Below are 18,554 nucleotides of genomic sequence, written 5' to 3'. Positions count from 1 at the left end.
CAGCTGCCAAACTAATGTACTTAAGCTATTTTGGATTATCTGATAATCCCTTTTCAATCGCACCCAACCCAGATTATTTATACATGAGTCCTAGGCATAAAGAGGCCTTGGCCCATTTGATTTTTGGACTACGTGAAAGCGGCGGTTTTGTGATGTTAACCGGTGAAGTAGGCACTGGAAAAACCACAGTCTCACGAAAATTAATGCAGCAGTTGCCTGAAAACACCCAGGTTGCAATGATATTAAACCCAACCTTATCGGCTTTAGAATTGTTAGCTACTATTTGCGATGAATTAGGCATTGAATATTCAAGCGAGCGGGCGAGTTTGAAGTATTTCACAGACAAAATTTTAAATAAATTAGCCAGTAACCATGAGTCAGGTATAAATACTGTGCTGATTGTTGATGAGGCGCAACACCTTTTGCCTGAGGTGTTAGAACAATTAAGGTTATTAACGAACTTAGAAACAAATCGAGAAAAGCTGCTTAAAGTGGTGCTAATTGGGCAGCCAGAGTTACAACAATTGTTAAAGCGTAATGAGTTACGCCAGCTAGCCCAGCGTATTACTGCCCGTTATCATTTATTGCCGTTGACCTCTGTTGAGGTTGGTGCATATATCGGCCATAGGCTAGGTGTGGCAAATGGTGATGTGAGTGTGTTTTCAAAAGCCACGCTCAAAACTGCTTTTCATATTAGTGGTGGCATTCCCAGAGTGATCAATCTTTTATGTGATAGAGCACTGACTTTGACGTTTACCAAACAGCTCCCCGCGGTACCACAACATATTTTTATAGTGGCAGCGGAGCAAATTTTAGGCGCTGATGTTGTTAAACAAAGACGAGGTAAGCTTTGGACGTATACCTTGTTAGCAATTTTTGCAGCCTCTGTGGCTGCAGGGTTTTGGGTAGGGTAGCTAAATGGGTAAAATAATTAATATACAAGCGCTAACACCTGGCATGGTAATTATTCGTGTTACTCAACAGAATGGCCCTGTGAGGATACGAAAGACAGGCTTAGTAAGCAGTCAAGCTATGGTGCAAGGCTTGATTGAAATGGGTATTCAAGAAGTTGAAATAGACCCAGAGCAAACCGTTGAAGTTGAGCCCATTCAGGCTAACAAGTCTGCCACCCAGAAAATGCTTGAAAGTAATCACGTTACTAATACACGAATAGATGATGGCTTGTCTGATCAATTCCATCGCAGCTTGTTTCTACCTTCAGTGCAAGATATTCCTTCAGCTTGGTTGTTTTATACTAAACGATACGGCTTAGCTGTGTTAATTGCTATTGGAGGCTTCGGGCTGGGCTGGGCAGGATCTCATTATGAAGGGGTTAAACAAGTGTTTGTTTCAGCTCCTGTTATCGAGCCTAACCTTGATCAAGCAATGACAGACGAAGCTTCTTCACAATTTAATGAAGCGGGCGACATGTTATCTTCAGAAGAGGTAGTTAAAACCAATGACGTTACCCCTCCTCAAAGTCTGACTAATCAAAATACTGTGACTCAACTCCCTCAAGATGACTCTGATAAAATCCCCTTTACTGTGGATACTGCCTCTGAATCAGATCCAGAACCTAAAACTATACCATTAGAAGAGCTGCCCATATCTGCAGATCTGTTAGCAAAATTTAGAGAGGCGGTGTCAGAAGTCGGGGATGAGCCCGCTGAGGCCACTGTTCAGAATAATTCTGAGGATAGTGACGTGTCTAGAATAGACCAGTTACCTGTGTGGGTATTGACAGAGTTACCAAATATGTCATTTTCTGCCCATATGTATGCTTCAGATGACGCGGAACGATGGGTCAGAGTAAATGGTGCCAGAATGGTTGAGGGAGATATGATAGAAAGTACTGTTGAAATTATTAGCATTTCTCCGCAAAGGGTTGTGTTAAGTTACCAAGGTCATGAATTTTCGATGGATGCATTGACGGACTGGTGATATTTTTAACGAAAGATAATTCAATCTAAGTAAAACTTTTACACTGATACCCATAAATAAAGGATTTAAAGGGCTAATGATGCATGTGTTCAATGGATTTTTTTCAACTACTTTTAAATGGTTATTTCTCATCTTACTGTATCAGGGATTAGCTAGTAGTGAGGCTCAAGAGTTATCAGAAAAAGGCGCTGTAAAATTAGCAACAGGTGAAGGGTATGCGCCATTTGTGGGTGAAAATTTACTTGAGGGTGGATGGTCAGTTGATGTTGTTAAACAAACCTTTAAGCAATTAAAACTAGATATGGAACTTGAGGTTGTGCCTTGGGAACGCGCGTTAAAATGGACCCAAGACAAGCATGTACTTGCGGCATTTCCATTTGTGTATTCTGAGGCGCGTGCACAACAATTTTTATATTCTAACCCCATAAATTATGTCCCTGTGCACATGTATGTTGCTCAAAATTCAGACTTTTTATTTATTGAGCAACTTAAGGGAAAGCGACTTTGTTTCCCGTTTGATTATAGTATCGGGGCTATTGAAAAAATAATTATTGAAAGGTTTAATATGAATGTTAATCGAGCTAAAGACGGTTTTGCTTGTATTCAACATGTGAACAAAGGCTGGAGTGATGCTGGGATCACCAACGGTTATATTGACGCTACAAGAATAAACGCTGGGTCTGACGAAAAAGAAGATTCAATTAGAGTATTTGATGAGCTACTCGGCAATATTCCCCTCTATTTAGTTATCAGTAAACAATATCCTCAAGGTCAAAAGTGGATTGAGGAGTTTAATCATGGACTCAAGTTGCTTGAGTCGTCTGGTAAAAAATCAACTATTGATAAACTACACATGCAAAATCTGTAACGTCTAGTGGGTTTCGTTTTATAGTCTAAATAAAACTGTAAACGTTTTCAGTTGTGTAATAGCATTGTGGTTATTATGTTTTAAAATTGTTTATTAAACTGGGGTTTGCTTTATGAATGATCAACCTTCGAATCAAAAATTAACAGTTTTTGAAAAAGTGGGTTATGCCATGGGAGACGTTGCGTCTAATTTTTATTGGCGTGTATTTGATGTTTTCTTGTTTATTTTTTATACCGATGTGTTTGGTTTATCTCCAGCCGCTGTGGGTACCATGATGTTGGTGACTCGCTTAATTGATGCGTTTTCCGATCCTATTATGGGGGCCGTGGCTGACCGAACGCATACTCGATTTGGTAAGTTTCGACCTTATCTATTGTGGGGCATCATTCCAATTGCAGCCGCGGGTATTTTGACATTCACTGTTCCGGACTTAGATGAGGGCGGTAAGCTAATTTGGGCATATTGCACTTATATTTTTATGATGTTGGCGTACACCTTTATTAATGTGCCTTATGGCGCTCTGTTAGGGGTTGTAACGGCAGACAGCCAGCAACGCACCACCTTAACAAGCTTTAGATTTATAGGTGCCTTTTCAGGTGGTACTTTAGTGGCTTATCTGACACCTAAGCTAGTTGCTTGGTTGGGCCAAGGTAATGAAGCATTAGGGTGGCAACTCACCATGACGGCTTATGGCTTTGTGGCATTGATGTTATTTGTGGCTACATTTCTCTCAACTAAAGAACGTATCAGCCCGCCTGTAGGGCAAAAAACGCCGGTTATTCAAGATATAAGAGATTTGTTATCGAATAAGCCTTGGATAGTGCTTTTTTCGTTAGCTTTAGTGATTATGATGACGATTTCATTGCGAGGTAGCGTAGGCACTTTCTACTTTAAATATTACGTCAACCATGAAGAATTGATTGGCACTTTTCTAACTATTTACATGGTTTCTCTGGCCGTGGGTGCAGCAAGTACGCCTTTGTTAACGAAGTTTTTGGATAAAAAGACACTGTTAATGTTACTTATGGCAATTGTCGCTGTTTTATCCGTAATATTCTATTTTGTGCCCAGGGATCAAATTTGGTTAATGTATGTTTTACAGGGGGCAATTGGCTTGTGTTTAGGCCCAAAATCTCCTTTAGTTTTTTCTATGTATGCTGACACCGCTGACTACTCCCAGTGGAAAACGGGAAGAAGAGCGACAGCTATGGTTTTTTCTGCCGCTGCTTTTGCACAAAAACTTGGCGGTGCCCTAGCAGGCGCTATGATTGGTTGGATGCTGGGCTCCTTGGGTTATGTTGCCAACCAAAGTCAAAATGCTGGGTCTGAACACGGGATAGTATTGTTAATGACACTTATCCCAGCAGGGTTTGCCGTTTTAGCTGTATTTGTTGTACGGTTTTACACATTAGACGAAGCGCAAATGAAAACTCTACATAAAGAACTTAAATTGAATGAAACACGAGAGGTAGATAGTGTCAGTAATTGATTCATCTGTACTTGAACGTCACGAAAAAGGCGTAAAATACAGCTTAAAAAGTCCAACCGTTCTTCCTAACGCCAGTGCATTTTTATGGAATAAAAAAATGTTAATTCAGGCGAATTGCCGCGGCTATGCTATTGCACAATTTATGCAACCTGAAGCGGGAAAATACGTTTCAGGTCCTGCATTAGAAGCAAAAACATTTATGCAGCCAGAGCAACCTTATTATGCCCACCATCCCGGGCGTTTTGTATATATTAAAGATAACGAAGATGGCGCGGTATTTTCTGCACCTTATGAGCCGGTACGTGCTCCATTAACACATTTTGAATTTATTACTGAGCCCCATCAAATAAGCTGGGTTTCAGAATATAAGCAAATCAGAGTGACGTTGTGTTTACGTTTACCAACCGAAACCGCAGTTGAATGTTGGCAAATAAAGGTTGAGAACCTATCGAGTGTTGAGCGCGACATTAGTGTCTATCCTTATTTTCCAGTGGGGTATCGTTCATGGATGAATCAGTCTGGACAGTTTGAAGAAGAATTAAATGCTGTGGTCTGCAGAAGTATAGAGCCCTATCAAAAGGTGCAAGACTATTTCAAAAATCAGTGTCTACATGAATTAACCTTCCTAACATCCGATGTGAAAGCAGATGGTTGGGAAACCAGCCAACATGTGTTTGAAGGAGAAGGCGGTTTACATCAGCCTAGTGCTATATCAGCGCCAAGTTTAAGTAATAGTGTTGCAAATTACTGTACACCAACGGCAGTGATGCAATTCAATATGGTTTTAGGTGAGGGGCAATCAAAAGATATTAATATGTTATTTGGCCCTGCCAAGGATCATAAACAAATTAGTGAGTACAGGGCATCACTTCTTGGTGTGGACTGTTTCGATAGTTTTGCTACACAGTACAAGAATTACCTGCAAAAAGGGCAAGGAGTGTTGCAAGTCGAGACGCCTGATGCTGAGTTTGATGCCTACGTTAACCATTGGTTAGCAAGGCAGCTTTACTACCATGGAGATGTTAATCGTTTAACTACGGATCCCCAAACTCGTAATTACTTACAAGACAATATGGGCATGAGTTATATATTGCCTGAAGTAAGCCGCAGTGCATTTATCCGAGCGCTAAGTCAACAGGCCGCAACCGGTGAGATGCCCGACGGAGTCTTGATTGCTGAAGGGGCAGAGCTTAAATATATCAATCAAGTTCCTCATACCGACCATTGCGTTTGGTTACCTATATGCTTGAAAGCCTATCTTGATGAAACGGCAGATTATGCCATGTTAGATGAGATGGTTAGTTTTAGCGACAATATAGAACAAGCAACAGTGGCAGAGCATATTATTCGAGCCATGCAATGGTTAGAAAAAAGCCGCGATGAGCGTGGGTTAAGTTACATCAATCAAGGGGATTGGTGCGATCCGATGAACATGGTGGGCTACAAAGGTAAAGGTGTGTCTGCTTGGCTGACCCTTGCTTCTGCTTATGCCATAAATGTTTGGGGGGAGATTGAACACACTGCAAAGAATGAGCACTCCGCTAGAACTCGTGTACTACTGGCAAATGCAATCGAAATGAATCAAAAGGTAAACCAGCATTGTTGGGCCAAAGATCGCTTTGCTCGCGGCATTACTGATGACGGCAGAGTCTTTGGAACAGAAAAAGATAGCCAAGGCCAGATATTTCTTAATCCTCAAAGTTGGGCGTTTTTAAGTGGTGCAGCCAGTAATGAGCAGGTACCTTTAATGTTACGTGCTATCTCTGACAACTTAGAAACTCCATACGGGTGCATGATGCTTGCCCCAAGTTATACCCAGATGGTAGAAGATGTTGGCAGGGTAACTCAAAAGTTTGCTGGCACCGCTGAAAACGGTTCTGTGTATAACCATGCGAATGCTTTCTATGTTTATAGTTTATATACATTGGGTGAAGGTGACATGGCATTCACACAGCTTAAAAATATGTTGCCAAATAGCGAGGATATGCAAAGGCGAGGGCAGTTGCCCTTATTTATTCCTAACTATTACCGCGGGGCTTATTATCAACATCCTGCCGAAGCCGGAAAATCAAGCCAACTATTTAACACGGGTACCATTTCTTGGTTCTATAGATGTTTGATTGAAAACTTATTTGGGGTAGCGGGCTGTAAACAGGGCTTAAAAATCAATCCACAGTTACCTAGTCACTGGAGCTCTGCCAAAATTGCACGATCCTTTAGAGGTGCGACGTTTGTTATTGAGTATGTTCGCGAGCAAAGTTGTCAACAGATACAGGTATGGGTAAATGAAGAATTACTAGATGGTTATTGCATTGATGAATTCGAATCAGCGCAAATCTATCAAGTCAAGGTGGTGTTACCTATTCAGTAGTGGTTGCATGATTATGAGACGTGGCGAGAACTCGCCGCGTTGTTTTTATTGGGTTGTCTATAACCCTTTAAAGTTCCTATTGTTTAAGATAACCGTAAAGCACCACTATTAAATTCTAATAAGCTGAACTAAACTCACCCATAGAATAATTTTAACCAATTGACTTGAGTCTTCTTTTTCTTAATGTGTCCTCTTAAAATTAAATTAATTAACCTCACTGCTCTTTTTAAAGACTTTTTATGTCTTTTGGGGATCTATACTCTTACTTTTATGTGTGCAAATTTATCCCATGCTAAAGCTAAAAATATTCAAGTCGTCACAGAGTATTTTCAAAATTATCAATTCAAAACAGAAGATGGTTACTTAAGCGGGTTTGCTGTGGAAGTGGTTAATGAAATATTTGAAAAAACTGAGTTTACTGCCGATATTCATGTCTTACCTTGGGGGCGCGCACTTAAAACGGCTAAAGAAGAAAAAAATACGCTGATTTTCTCAATCGCACGAACTCAGGCTCGTCAAAAACACTTTAAATGGATAGGTATTTTAAGTCGTGAGCCCCAGTTTGTGTGGGGGTTAAAAGAGAGGTTTCCTCATAAAATTAAACTGCAAGAAGATTTAAAACCCTTTCACTTCGTGGTGATTCGTAATACTAATCCTGATGATGTACTCACCGAACTAGGGTTTTCTCAAATCATTAGAGTCTCCACAGAACAACAGCTGGTTGGCATGCTTTATAAACATAGGGTTGATTTTGTGGCCAGTGGAGAAGAGGTCATGCGTTACAGGCTAGCGTCGCAGGGGTTTGATTTTAGAGATATCACTGCGGTACATAGTTTTGATAATTTAAGTAGTGATTTAGGGATCGCAATGAATGTTAATTCTGATCCTAAGGTACTAGAGGCTTTCGAAAAAGCATTTATTGAATTAAAACAAAGCGGCGAGTTATCTGCACTAAAGAAAAAATGGCAGATCAAATTTTAGAGGTGATACCACTAGTATCACCTCTAATTATTTATAACTAAGCTTGCTGCCAAGACGGACGGCTGTTTTCAAAAGCACTTATCTGAGCGTCTAACTCTAAAGTTTGACCAATCGCATCAAGCCCCTTAATGAGATTGGTTTTATGTTGCTGAGCAATATCAAATGAGAAACTTAAATCACCTATAGTAACGGCTTGGTTTTCTAAGTTCACGGTAATGCTAGTCGTTGGATCTTGTTCTACTAATGCGAACAGCTGGTCCATTTGCTCACTTTCAAGCTGAACTGGTAATAATTGGTTATTAATACAGTTGCCATAAAAAATATCAGCGAAGCTAGTGGCAATCAGTACTTTAAAACCATAATCATCTAAAGACCAAGGTGCATGTTCACGACTTGAGCCACAGCCAAAGTTTTCACGAACCAATAAAATACTGGCGTCTTGATGCTCTGGTTTATTCAAAGAAAAGTCAGGGTTAAGTACTTGCTCATGCTGATCTAAGTAGCGCCAATCATGAAATAAGTGTTTACCGTATCCACTTCGAGTAACGGCGGTTAAAAATTGCTTTGGGATAATCTGATCGGTATCAACATTGGCCTGATTTAAAGGCGCTGCAGTACCTGTGTGTATGTTGATCCCAGCAGGAGTCGTTTGAGTCGTCATAAGTCTATCCTTTTGGGTTATTGGTAGTCACGTACATCAGCGAAACGGCCAGCTAATGCTGCCGCTGCAGCCATAGCAGGGCTCACTAAGTGAGTACGGGCCCCACGGCCTTGACGACCTTCAAAGTTACGGTTACTAGTGGATGCACAGCGATCGCCATTTTGTAAAATATCATCGTTCATGCCTAAGCACATTGAACAACCCGGTAAGCGCCATTCAAATCCAGCTTCGATAAATATTTTATCTAACTGCTCTTGCTCTGCTTGTTGTTTTACCGATACTGAGCCAGGTACAACAATCGCAGTAACACCTTCGGCAACTTTACCTTGCTTGGCAATGGCAGCTGCCGCACGCATATCTTCAATACGGCCATTAGTACAAGAACCAATAAATACATTATTAACTGCTAAGTCAGATAGTTTTTGACCCGGTGTTAAGTCCATATATTTTAAGGCTTTTACAGCTGAGTCTTGGTCGATAGGGTCGCTAAAGTCAGCCACTGCTGGTACAGGTGTGTTTACGCCTATAACTTGACCTGGGTTCGTTCCCCAAGTGACTTGCGGGGTAATATCAGCTGCATTTAGTTCAATAATCGAGTCAAAGCTTGCGCCTTCATCAGTCACTAGGCCTTTCCAGTAAGCAACAGCTTGGGTCCAGTCATCACCTTTAGGTGCGTACTCACGTCCTTCTAGGTAATCAAAAGTAGTTTGGTCTGGTGCGATCAGCCCTGCTTTAGCACCGGCTTCGATACTCATGTTACAGACTGTCATGCGCTCTTCCATAGTTAAAGCTGAAATCGCTTCACCGCTATATTCAATAACGTGACCTGTTGCGCCAGCGTGACCAATAGCGCCTATGATAGCTAAGATAATATCTTTAGCAGTAATACCAATGGGTAGGCTGCCGTTCACTTTCACTAGCATGCTTTTAGCTTTGCTTTGCTTCAAAGTTTGAGTGGCAAACACATGCTCTACTTGTGAAGTACCAATACCAAAAGCGAGTGCGCCAAATGCACCATGGGTCGCAGTGTGTGAATCACCACACACTACTGTCATACCGGGCTGAATTAAGCCAAGTTCAGGCCCCATAACATGGACAATACCTTGCTTCTGGTGACCGACAGGGAATAAAGAAATACCGTGTTTCTCACAGTTATTGGCAAGGGTTTGTAGCTGTAACTGATTGGTTGGTCCACAAGCATCGATTGCTAAAGAGCGTGTAGATATACTGTGATCCATAGTGGCGAAGGTGCGCTGCGGACAGCGTACTTTTCTGTTTTTGTCATCAAGGCCTGCAAAGGCTTGAGGAGAGGTCACTTCATGAATTAAGTGACGGTCGATATACATTAGTCCTTCACTGCCGACGGCTGAAGAGGTGTTTTTATCGATGGCATGGTCTTGCCATATTTTGTCGTATAAGGTTGTCGCCATTATGCGTACTCTTTTGGTTGTTTGTTACTATGGGGCCTTTTATAGGAAGGCCACACTTTAATTAGGCATTGAATTGCTTATACAATTTGTGCCACTACGTAATCGCCTACGGCACTGGTGCTCTTAGCTTGGTCGCGGTTTTCCGGGGCTAATAATTCGCCCGTTAATATGCCGTCACTTAAGGTTTTCTGCACTGCAGCGTCAATAACATCTGCAGCTGCAACTTCGTTCAAACTATAACGGAGTAACATTGACAATGATAAGATTTGAGCAATGGGGTTAGCTATGCCTTTACCTGCAATATCTGGGGCTGAACCGCCAGCGGGTTCGTACATTCCGTAGCCATCACCATTAATACTTGCTGAAGGAAGTAAGCCCATAGAGCCTGTAATCATGGCGCATTCGTCAGAGATAATGTCGCCAAACAAGTTTGAACATAACATCACATCGTATTGGCTGGGCTCACGAATGAGTTGCATAGTCGCATTATCAATGTAGATGTGTTCTAGCTCTACTTCTGGGTAGTCTTTAGCGACTTCTTCTGTCACTTCGCGCCATAAGCGACTGCAAACTAACACGTTTGCTTTATCAACTGAGGTCACCTTTTTGCCACGCTTCATCGCAGCTTCAAATGCAGTAATAGCAATACGGCGGATCTCTTTACGGCTATAACGCATGGTGTCATACGCAAACTCTTCTTCGCCAGAGCCTTCTAACCCTTTTGGTTGCCCAAAATAAATACCACTGGTTAACTCACGCATAACTAATACATCAAAGCCACTAGAGGCAATGTCTGCACGTAAAGGTGAAAGATTTTCAAGACCGGGATAAATCTTGGCCGGACGTAAATTACTAAATAAATCAAAATGGCCACGCAAGGCTAATAAAGCTGCACGTTCTGGTCTTTCTTCTAAAGGTAGGCTGTCCCACTTAGGACCACCGATAGAACCAAATAATATGGCGTTGGCGTCTTCACACCCTTTAAGAGTTTCTGGTGGTAAGGCTTGGCCGTGGTTATCGATAGCAATACCACCTACATCAAAATCGTTAAGTTCAAAGTTAATGTCGAATTTTTTGCTTACTGCGGCTAATACTTTTTTGGCTTCGACCATGACTTCTGGTCCGATACCATCGCCTGCCAATACTGCTAATTTATAGTCAGACATTATTTTTTATACCTCTGAATTTTTAATGTGTTGTTGCTTTTGCTGATCGATTTGGTCAGCTAAATGTGTATTGTTGAGTACGTAAATAAGGGCTTTTACGCCAGATTCAACTATATCAGTGGCCAAACCAATACCATTGAAACGTCTGCCATTGTACTCGGCTATGACAGATACCTGAGCAAGGGCGTTTGCGCCTTCGCCTTTAGAGTCTAGTTTAAAGTCAACTATATCTACGTTTTCATGGCCAAGCACTTTGGTGATTGCATTGTAAGCTGCGTCGACTGGGCCGTTTCCGATGGCGGATTCGGTGATCTCTATTTCGCCAACTTGCATACAAACTGTGGCGCTAGGAATGATTTCTTTACCAGAATTAGCCTGTAAATATTTAAGTTTGTAATGTTCTTCTTCTTGCTTCTGTTGGCTGAAGAATAACAAGGCTTCTAGGTCGTAATCGAAAACTTGGCCTTTTTTGTCGGCTAGTTTAACAAATGCCTCGTAAACCGTTTCTAGGTCGAAATCAGATTCCTTGTAACCTAATTCAAGCAATCTGTGTTTGATAACATGGCGCCCAGAACGAGACGTTAAGTTTAGGTTGTTCTTGTTTATGCCGACACTTTCAGGTGTCATGATTTCATAAGTGTTTTGCCCTTTTAACACGCCATCTTGGTGAATGCCCGACGAGTGACTAAAGGCATTGGCGCCTACAATTGCTTTGTTTGCCTGTACTGGCATATTGCAAAGATTACTGACTAATTTAGAAGTACGAGATATTTCTTCACTTTTGATATTGGTTTTCAAACCTAAGATTGCTTCTCGGGTTTGCAAAATCATAGCTATTTCTTCAAGTGAGCAATTACCTGCACGTTCACCTAAGCCATTAATAGTGGCTTCTACTTGTCTTGCACCTTGTTCAACGGCAGCGAGTGAATTAGCAACAGCTAAACCTAAGTCATTGTGACAGTGAACGGAGATAGTCGCTTTGTCTATGTTAGGCACGCGGTTATACAAGTTTTGGATAATGCCCCCAAATTCGGTGGGAGTGGTGTAACCAACTGTATCTGGAATATTCACTGTGGTTGCACCAGCATTGATGGCTGCTTCAACCATACGGCACAAATAATCAATGTGTGTACGACCAGCGTCTTCACAAGAAAACTCCACATCGTCAGTATATTTACGTGCGTGTTGTACGGCCTTAACGGCCATTTCTACTACTTCATCCTGTGATTTACGTAACTTGGTGTTCACGTGAATATCTGATGTGGCGATAAAGGTGTGAATACGAAAGCGCTCTGCAACGTTTAGTGATTCGCCACAGGCATCAATGTCTTTAGCCAAGGCCCGCGACAAACCACAAACAGTGGCCGTTTTGATTTCTCGGGCAATGGTTTGCACAGATTGAAAGTCACCAGGAGAAGATACCGGGAAACCAGCTTCGATTATATCTACACCAAGACGTTCCAGTGCCAGAGCAATCTTTAATTTCTCTTTAACGCTCAAACTAGCTGGAAGCGCTTGTTCGCCGTCCCGCAAGGTGGTGTCGAAAATCTTGACTTGGCTAGTATTAACCCCGTTAGACATACCTTTCTCCTAATTGGTCTTTAAATTCACTTTTATTAATATTTAAAACACATACAAAAAACCCGTGCTGAGCACGGGTTCTGTAAACTGGTTAACGCTTGCTTACAACCTACCCGTGCAGTCTTGCTGCCAGCAGGAGTAATGTAGAAAAAATTGCGTTATTCATGTTTTAAATTCTTTAAAATTGTATGTAACAAATTTGAGGCGTATTTGTAACCCGTTAGCGCGCGCAGGTCAACCGAAATAGGCCTAAAGCATATAACTTAAAAATATAAATTTAAATTTTTGTAAGGATTTTTAAGAAGCGTTAAGCGTGTTTTACATAGAAAAACAGAGCATGGTATGAAAATGTCACAGTTTTAAGCTTCTATTAATTTATTGGCTTTAAAAATAACTGCTGTAGATCAAATAATTTGCCCAAGAATATTGTTAACATAGTGTTTAAATTTTTACATTAGGTGATTTTTTATGGCCCTTGTTAAACATCAATTCGATAGTAAAGTTGATTGGCATAGCTTACTTGACTCAGGTAATCGCATATTCATTGGCTCTTATGCTGCAGTGCCTAATGCATTAATTGATAGCTTGATTGAAGATGCAAAAGGGCTGAACGATATTGAGCTTACCCATATGGGGACCTTGTCTGATGACAAATGGGCCTTACCCGAATACGCCTCTAGATTTAAAGTGAATACCTTTTTTATTCATGGTGACACAATAAGGCAGGCGGTAGATGAAGGACGGGCTGATTACACCCCATGTTTTTTATCAGAGGTGTCAGGGTTATTTACCAGTGACACCTTACCCTTAGATGCTGCATTGATTATGGTGTCACCTCCAGACGAGCTAGGGTATTGCTCCTTGGGTGTGTCGGTAGACGTAGTTATGTCAGCAGCGCGGGCGGCTAAGCATATTATTGCCCAAGTTAACCCGTCAATGCCCAGAACATGTGGCCAAACATTTCTACATATTAGTGAATTCAGTGCTTGTATCGAAGCAGAGCAGCCACTACCTGAAGTAGACATGTCGGAAACATCAAAAATTGTTGATCGCATCGGTCAATACACAGCCATTCTTATCGATGACGGGGCCACTTTACAGTTAGGTATTGGCAAAATACCAGATGCAGTAACCCGATATTTGTATCAACATAAAAACCTCGGAATTCATTCTGAATTATTGTGTGATGGTTTAGTTGATTTAATGAAAAGGGGAGTCGTAACCAACAGGTACAAGACTTTTCACCCAGGTAAGACGGTAGTGAGTTTTTGTTTTGGATCTAAAAATCTGTATGACTTTGTAGATTTAAACCCCCATGTTGAATTTTATCCGTCTGGTTACGTAAATAAACCAGCAAACATTGCAAAAAATGACAATATGGTGTCTATCAATAGCGCGTTGCAAGTTGATCTTAGTGGACAAGTTGTGGCTGATTCAATTGGTTACGACTTTTACAGTGGCATTGGAGGGCAAGTTGATTTTGTAACCGGGGCGTCAAAAAGTAAAAACGGCAGACCCATTATAGCGCTACCATCTACCGCGAAAAATGGTGAGGTTTCTAGAATTGTAGCTACCTTATCCGAAGGTTCTGGGGTGGTCACATCAAGGGGTAATGTGCATTATGTGATTACTGAGTTTGGAATAGCCAGCCTACAGGGCAAAAGTGTTCGAGAGCGCGCACTTGAGTTAATACGTGTTGCACACCCTAAATTTAGAGATGAATTATTAGCTAAAATTCGAGAAAAGTACTGGGTCCCAGACTATCAAACCCGTACACCAACAGATATCCCAGAATTAGGTGAAGTGCAGATTTCACGTATTCAGTTTAAGGATCAGCAATTTTATATGCGGCCATTAAACCCTTCAGATGAACGTCGCCTGCAAGAGTTTTTTTATTCTCATACTAAAGAAACCATCCGTATGCGTTACAACTTTACACCCGGCCAAATGACCCGAGAAAAGTCCTGTGACTTGGTGAGTGTTGATCAAAGTAAAGATGTTGCTTTGACAATTGTTCAAGATGACGGTTCTAAAGTTCGAATTGAAGCGGTGGGGCGTTATTATCTTTACGAGCAGCAAAATTCATGTGAAGTGGCCTTTGTAACCCGTGAAACTAATCAAGGTAAAGGTATGGCAAGTCGCTTGTTGAGAGCCATGATAGATATTGCAGAAAAACGTGGTTTAACGAGCATGTTTGCGTTAGTAAAAAATAATAATTTACCGATGATTTCTGTCTTCGAACAATTTGGCTTTGTGCGGAAGTTTGATTCAGAGCCCGGAGAGATTGAATTGGTAAAACGTTTAAATATTGATGCTGTTGAACTTGCTCCTGACATTAAAAATGGTGACGTGTTATGACTGTGACTATTATGCGTAGTCCTAAATGCAATCTGCATAATATGGGGCCAGAACACCCTGAAGAACCAGCCAGAATGCATAAAATCAATGACCAAATTATTTCATCTGGTTTGGAGCCTGTGGTGCATTTTGTATACGCCAAAGCCGCCTCTATATCTGCATTAGAGCGGGCTCATGATAAAGACTTTATTAAAAATGTATTCGATAAAGCGCCTAAAGATCCTGATGAAAGGGTTTGGTTAGACGATGACACTATCATGATGCACAGAAGTTTAGATGCTGCTTTGCATGCGGCAGGTGCAGTGGTTGACGCCGTTGATTTAGTCATGTCAGGACAAACTAAAAGTGTATTTTGTGCGGTTCGTCCACCGGGTCATCATGCGGGACGCGCTAATTCTTCAGGTTTTTGTATATTTAACAATGTCGCAATTGGCGCTATGCATGCCCTAGAAAAGTATGACTTGGATCGAGTCGCCATTATCGATTTTGACGTGCATCATGGTGATGGTACCCAAAATATAATAGAAGATGATGAGCGCGTTCTGTTCGGCTCATCTTTTCAGCATCCTTTTTTCCCTTTTTGTGGTGATGAGCCCAGTCGAGAAGGAATTATTAATGTACCTGTGCCAGCAGGTACTAGCCCAGAAGACTACAGAGAGCTGATTAAACATTGGTTTACTGCTATTGATAATTTTAGACCCCAGTTGATATTTATATCCGCCGGATTTGATTCACATGCTGAGGATGATATGGGGCATTTGCGACTAGTTGAAAGTGATTATGCGTGGATAACCGAGCACCTCAAAAAACTAGCTGAAAAACACTGCAAAGGGCGAATTGTATCAGTGCTTGAAGGAGGATATGCTTTGAGTGCTTTAGCCAGAAGTGTAGTGGCTCATGTTAAAGTCTTATCAGGTTAAGTCTTATTTATTCGTTTGCAATCTTTGCGTTTACTTCTTTTGCCCAAATTGCGTACTGGGCTTCGTTGGGGTGAAGTAAATCTGGCATAACTGATTCTAAGAGTACGCCTTTATTGGTCAGAAAGTGGTGATTAATATTGAGCCACAATACATGTTGTCTATTGCAATAGTGACGAATAAGCGCATTTGTCTCATCTACTGCTTTACGCATGCGTTTTGTTTGGTTTCGGCTTCTAGGAAAAATAGCCATTAGAATCACTTTACTCCTAGTTAATCGCGTTGTGACTTCTTTCAGTATTGATGCAATGCCGGCAGCCGTTTGGGCTGGAGTATCATGTCTGTGACCTGGGTTGTTAGTGCCAATCAAAAGTACGACCCAATCAGGCGATAATCCGGCCAACTCACCATTTTGTATGCGCCACAATAAGTGTTCTGTTCGGTCACCCGAAAATCCAAGGTTAATAGCGTGTTTTGAGGCGAAATGTTCTTGCCAAGCTTGCTCGCCTTCTACCTCCCAAGCGTGAGTGATCGAGTCTCCTAAAAATAGTATTTTAGCTTTTTTGTTGACTGTTTTAACTTCTTGGCATTTATGCTGGTGGCGTAATTGCCACCAGTCTTCTGACCGCGCTACTGGGATAACAGAAAGGTGTTCACTCATAAGCTTTGTTGTAATGCTATCCAGTCATTTATCACGTCTTCTAATACTGCCATAGGCAATGAACCTTGACCTATCACGGTATCGTGAAAGCTGCGTATATCGAATTTAGCGCCAAGCTTTGCTTCTGCTTTTGCTCTTAACTCTCGAATCTTAATCTCACCCATTTTGTAAGATAAGGCTTGTCCGGGCCATGAAATATACCGGTCAATTTGATCAGAAACCGATTTCTCTGTTAGGGCAGTGTACTTCGATAAATAGTCATTGGCTTGTTGGCGGCTCCATCCAAAGGCGTGAATTCCCGTGTCTACAACCAAACGAACTGCACGCCACATCTCGTATCCTAAACGTCCAAAGTCACTGTAGGGATCTTCATAAAACCCTGCCTCTTTTCCTAAGCGCTCTGAATACAATCCCCATCCTTCACCAAACGCAGAGTGGCTCAAGGTGCGTCTAAAATTAGGTACGTTTAGTTCCATAGCTATCGCATTTTGTAGATGATGCCCGGGCACGGCCTCATGTAAACTTAGGGCTTCTAAATTGTATAAGGGCTGTTGTGAAGGTACTGATGTTAAAAAGTAAGTACCCGGTGAGCGATTATCTGGAGGCGGCATGTAAAAAGCCCCACGTGTGGCTGAGCCTTTTATGGCAAACGTATTACGAGGAAGGTGTCCAAAAAAGCTTGGAAGTTTTCCATACATTTTTTGGGTGATAAAGGCTGTTTTTTCTAACACGTCTTGTGGGGAAGCCCCATAGAATTGAGGATCCGTTGCCAAAAAATTTAAAAACTCAGCATAGCGATTCTCTGGAGTGCTGCCTTTGAACCCTACTTGGTCAATAATGGCCTGCATTTCAAGATAAATGCGCTTTACTTCACGTAAGCCTAGTTCGTGTATCTCCTTGGGGGTGGCATCTGTGGTTGTGTAATAGTTAGCCGCATATTTATAATAATTTACACCGCCTTTAACACTGACTATTCCTGCTTTCTGACGGCAGTTTGGCATGTACTCATTGACAAAAAAATCATAAAAATCTTGATAAGCGGGGATGACCTTCTCTGCAATTAGGCTCGCGGCTTGTTGACTATATTGGGCTTTTTGTTGTGCCGTAAATTTAGCAGGGTAGCGGGTGAAAGGTTCGTATAGGGCACTGGTTTTCGCATCTTCTACAATATGCTTACTAATGGTTTGATGATAGTTTTTAAAACTCTCGCAGTAATGAACATAGCCTGCTGCAACCCCTGCTTTCATCAAGTTGATGTTTTCTTGATTAAAACGGGGATAATCATCCAAGCTAATGAGAAAGTTGTCGTAGTCGCTGTTGTTCAAAAAGGCCATGTTAGCCGGTGCTTCGGCAAAATAGGTATGCCATCCACTTAAAAAATTAATGGGAAAATATTTATCTTGGTAGCGGTAGCTTGAGGCTTCTGTTTCTCGTTCATATTTGAATAAACGGTAATTCATTAGTTGTTCAGTGCTAAGTTTATTTGGGTCAAGTTCGTTAAGTTGCGCTAATACTTTGCTGTTGTAATCTTCTCGGCGCTTTATAGCTTTGGGACTAAACTCAGCTAACTTTCCATTGGGTTTCCAGCCGTCTGGGTCCGTTCGAAAAAATACTTTTTCTTGGGTGGCGAACTGCCAGTGTTGCTCAATTATTTCTGATAGGTCTTGGTCTGCATTGGCTGCCGATTTAGCACTCAATAAAGCCAATAAGGATAAGGTTAATATTTTTTTTAGCATAAACAGCCTTTTGTATGTACTACTTAATGCACCGAAAAGGTGTCATCTGTCGAATATTATCACTCAGATTAATACACTTTTTATCAATTTAACAAGGGGGAGGTGGGAGAAGTGCTTGCTGGTAGAAAGTGTCTAACCAGCAAGGATTGGGGTATTAGACTAAACGCGCTTTTTCGAGCCTAGTAAAAATGTCAGCAACATTCCTAATAGAGCAAACATCGCTAGGTATATAAATAGCCCTCGGGTTACGCCATAAAGGTTACAAAAAAGCGAAGCTGCAACAATATTAGTGCTTATACCAAGTATTTGATTTTTCATCTTACGGGTTAATGCGCCATGATTGTTAAGTAAGTATATTCCTAGAGTTGTTAGAATAATTGCGACAGCTAACATC

Annotated in this window: 15 protein-coding genes; 8 read left to right on the top strand and 7 right to left on the bottom strand. The window is 41.4% G+C overall.

Annotated features, from left to right (window positions below; genetic code table 11):
• The first annotated feature begins 14 nt into the window (after positions 1 to 14).
• The 6 genes from ABJD71_RS13640 to ABJD71_RS13615 all read left to right on the top strand — a co-directional run bounded on the left by ABJD71_RS13640 (position 15) and on the right by ABJD71_RS13615 (position 7,650).
• Positions 15 to 914, top strand: coding sequence for an AAA family ATPase (locus tag ABJD71_RS13640; RefSeq protein WP_348170299.1), 900 nt, complete (start codon positions 15 to 17; stop codon positions 912 to 914).
• A gap of 4 nt (positions 915 to 918) precedes the next feature.
• Complete coding sequence (locus tag ABJD71_RS13635; RefSeq protein ID WP_348170296.1) at positions 919 to 1,941, top strand: general secretion pathway protein GspB; 1,023 nt, start codon at positions 919 to 921, stop codon at positions 1,939 to 1,941.
• A gap of 76 nt (positions 1,942 to 2,017) precedes the next feature.
• A complete protein-coding gene (locus ABJD71_RS13630; RefSeq protein ID WP_348170293.1) occupies positions 2,018 to 2,809 on the top strand; it encodes a transporter substrate-binding domain-containing protein in 792 nt (263 codons plus the stop codon).
• Between the two features lie 112 nt (positions 2,810 to 2,921).
• Positions 2,922 to 4,298 carry an MFS transporter gene (locus tag ABJD71_RS13625; protein WP_348170290.1) on the top strand — a complete coding sequence of 459 codons (1,377 nt, stop codon included), beginning with the start codon at positions 2,922 to 2,924 and terminating at the stop codon, positions 4,296 to 4,298.
• A complete protein-coding gene (locus ABJD71_RS13620) occupies positions 4,285 to 6,669 on the top strand; it encodes an NdvB protein (RefSeq protein ID WP_348170287.1) in 2,385 nt (794 codons plus the stop codon). The genes ABJD71_RS13625 and ABJD71_RS13620 overlap by 14 nt, the downstream gene beginning before the upstream one ends.
• A gap of 246 nt (positions 6,670 to 6,915) precedes the next feature.
• Positions 6,916 to 7,650 carry a transporter substrate-binding domain-containing protein gene (locus tag ABJD71_RS13615; protein ID WP_348170285.1) on the top strand — a complete coding sequence of 245 codons (735 nt, stop codon included), beginning with the start codon at positions 6,916 to 6,918 and terminating at the stop codon, positions 7,648 to 7,650.
• Between the two features lie 37 nt (positions 7,651 to 7,687).
• On the opposite strand, the gene leuD is transcribed toward ABJD71_RS13615, so the two are convergent.
• The 4 genes from leuD to leuA form a co-directional block, all read right to left on the bottom strand.
• On the bottom strand, positions 7,688 to 8,311 hold the full coding sequence (gene leuD, locus ABJD71_RS13610) for a 3-isopropylmalate dehydratase small subunit (RefSeq protein WP_348170282.1): 624 nt from the start codon (positions 8,309 to 8,311) through the stop codon (positions 7,688 to 7,690).
• 17 nt (positions 8,312 to 8,328) lie between these two features.
• Positions 8,329 to 9,741 (bottom strand): 3-isopropylmalate dehydratase large subunit, encoded by a 1,413-nt coding sequence (gene leuC / locus ABJD71_RS13605; protein WP_348112781.1) that lies wholly within the window; start codon positions 9,739 to 9,741, stop codon positions 8,329 to 8,331.
• Positions 9,742 to 9,818: 77 nt separating this feature from the next.
• Positions 9,819 to 10,907: a 3-isopropylmalate dehydrogenase gene (gene leuB, locus ABJD71_RS13600; RefSeq protein ID WP_348170279.1), complete on the bottom strand. Its 1,089-nt coding sequence runs from the start codon at positions 10,905 to 10,907 to the stop codon at positions 9,819 to 9,821.
• Positions 10,908 to 10,913: 6 nt separating this feature from the next.
• Entirely contained in the window at positions 10,914 to 12,488 is a 1,575-nt protein-coding gene (gene leuA, locus ABJD71_RS13595; protein ID WP_348170276.1) for a 2-isopropylmalate synthase, read from the bottom strand.
• 468 nt (positions 12,489 to 12,956) lie between these two features.
• Here leuA and ABJD71_RS13590 point away from each other — a divergent pair, with 468 nt between their 5' ends.
• On the top strand, positions 12,957 to 14,846 hold the full coding sequence (locus tag ABJD71_RS13590) for a GNAT family N-acetyltransferase (protein WP_348170273.1): 1,890 nt from the start codon (positions 12,957 to 12,959) through the stop codon (positions 14,844 to 14,846).
• The gene (locus tag ABJD71_RS13585) at positions 14,843 to 15,766 is read left to right on the top strand and encodes a histone deacetylase family protein (RefSeq protein WP_348170270.1); all 924 of its coding nucleotides are present in this window, start codon (positions 14,843 to 14,845) and stop codon (positions 15,764 to 15,766) included. Before ABJD71_RS13590 ends, ABJD71_RS13585 begins: the two co-directional genes overlap by 4 nt.
• A gap of 7 nt (positions 15,767 to 15,773) precedes the next feature.
• Here ABJD71_RS13585 and ABJD71_RS13580 read toward each other — a convergent pair whose 3' ends face one another.
• The 3 genes from ABJD71_RS13580 to ABJD71_RS13570 form a co-directional block, all read right to left on the bottom strand.
• Positions 15,774 to 16,424: a GDSL-type esterase/lipase family protein gene (locus ABJD71_RS13580; protein WP_348170267.1), complete on the bottom strand. Its 651-nt coding sequence runs from the start codon at positions 16,422 to 16,424 to the stop codon at positions 15,774 to 15,776.
• Positions 16,421 to 18,160: a DUF885 domain-containing protein gene (locus ABJD71_RS13575; RefSeq protein ID WP_348170264.1), complete on the bottom strand. Its 1,740-nt coding sequence runs from the start codon at positions 18,158 to 18,160 to the stop codon at positions 16,421 to 16,423. Before ABJD71_RS13575 ends, ABJD71_RS13580 begins: the two co-directional genes overlap by 4 nt.
• A 159-nt stretch (positions 18,161 to 18,319) precedes the next feature.
• The gene (locus tag ABJD71_RS13570) at positions 18,320 to 18,553 is read right to left on the bottom strand and encodes a hypothetical protein (protein WP_348170261.1); all 234 of its coding nucleotides are present in this window, start codon (positions 18,551 to 18,553) and stop codon (positions 18,320 to 18,322) included.
• Position 18,554 lies beyond the last annotated feature (1 nt).

The sequence above is a fragment of the Paraglaciecola sp. genome, from assembly GCF_039943935.1.
Taxonomy (GTDB): domain Bacteria; phylum Pseudomonadota; class Gammaproteobacteria; order Enterobacterales; family Alteromonadaceae; genus Paraglaciecola.
The sequence above is the reverse complement of the archived record's forward strand: the minus strand, read 5'-3'. Positions and strand labels throughout refer to the sequence as shown.

Bases quoted from the DNA above. Each gene is read 5' to 3' on its own strand.
- ABJD71_RS13575 (WP_348170264.1), bottom strand. From the start codon at position 18,160: ATGCTAAAAAAAATATTAACCTTATCCTTATTGGCTTTATTGAGTGCT.
- ABJD71_RS13625 (WP_348170290.1), top strand. From the start codon at position 2,922: ATGAATGATCAACCTTCGAATCAAAAATTAACAGTTTTTGAAAAAGTG.
- leuD (WP_348170282.1), bottom strand. From the start codon at position 8,311: ATGACGACTCAAACGACTCCTGCTGGGATCAACATACACACAGGTACT.
- ABJD71_RS13590 (WP_348170273.1), top strand. From the start codon at position 12,957: ATGGCCCTTGTTAAACATCAATTCGATAGTAAAGTTGATTGGCATAGC.
- ABJD71_RS13635 (WP_348170296.1), top strand. From the start codon at position 919: ATGGGTAAAATAATTAATATACAAGCGCTAACACCTGGCATGGTAATT.
- ABJD71_RS13570 (WP_348170261.1), bottom strand. From the start codon at position 18,553: ATGTTAGCTGTCGCAATTATTCTAACAACTCTAGGAATATACTTACTT.
- leuB (WP_348170279.1), bottom strand. From the start codon at position 10,907: ATGTCTGACTATAAATTAGCAGTATTGGCAGGCGATGGTATCGGACCA.
- ABJD71_RS13630 (WP_348170293.1), top strand. From the start codon at position 2,018: ATGATGCATGTGTTCAATGGATTTTTTTCAACTACTTTTAAATGGTTA.
- leuA (WP_348170276.1), bottom strand. From the start codon at position 12,488: ATGTCTAACGGGGTTAATACTAGCCAAGTCAAGATTTTCGACACCACC.
- ABJD71_RS13585 (WP_348170270.1), top strand. From the start codon at position 14,843: ATGACTGTGACTATTATGCGTAGTCCTAAATGCAATCTGCATAATATG.
- ABJD71_RS13640 (WP_348170299.1), top strand. From the start codon at position 15: ATGTACTTAAGCTATTTTGGATTATCTGATAATCCCTTTTCAATCGCA.
- ABJD71_RS13580 (WP_348170267.1), bottom strand. From the start codon at position 16,424: ATGAGTGAACACCTTTCTGTTATCCCAGTAGCGCGGTCAGAAGACTGG.
- leuC (WP_348112781.1), bottom strand. From the start codon at position 9,741: ATGGCGACAACCTTATACGACAAAATATGGCAAGACCATGCCATCGAT.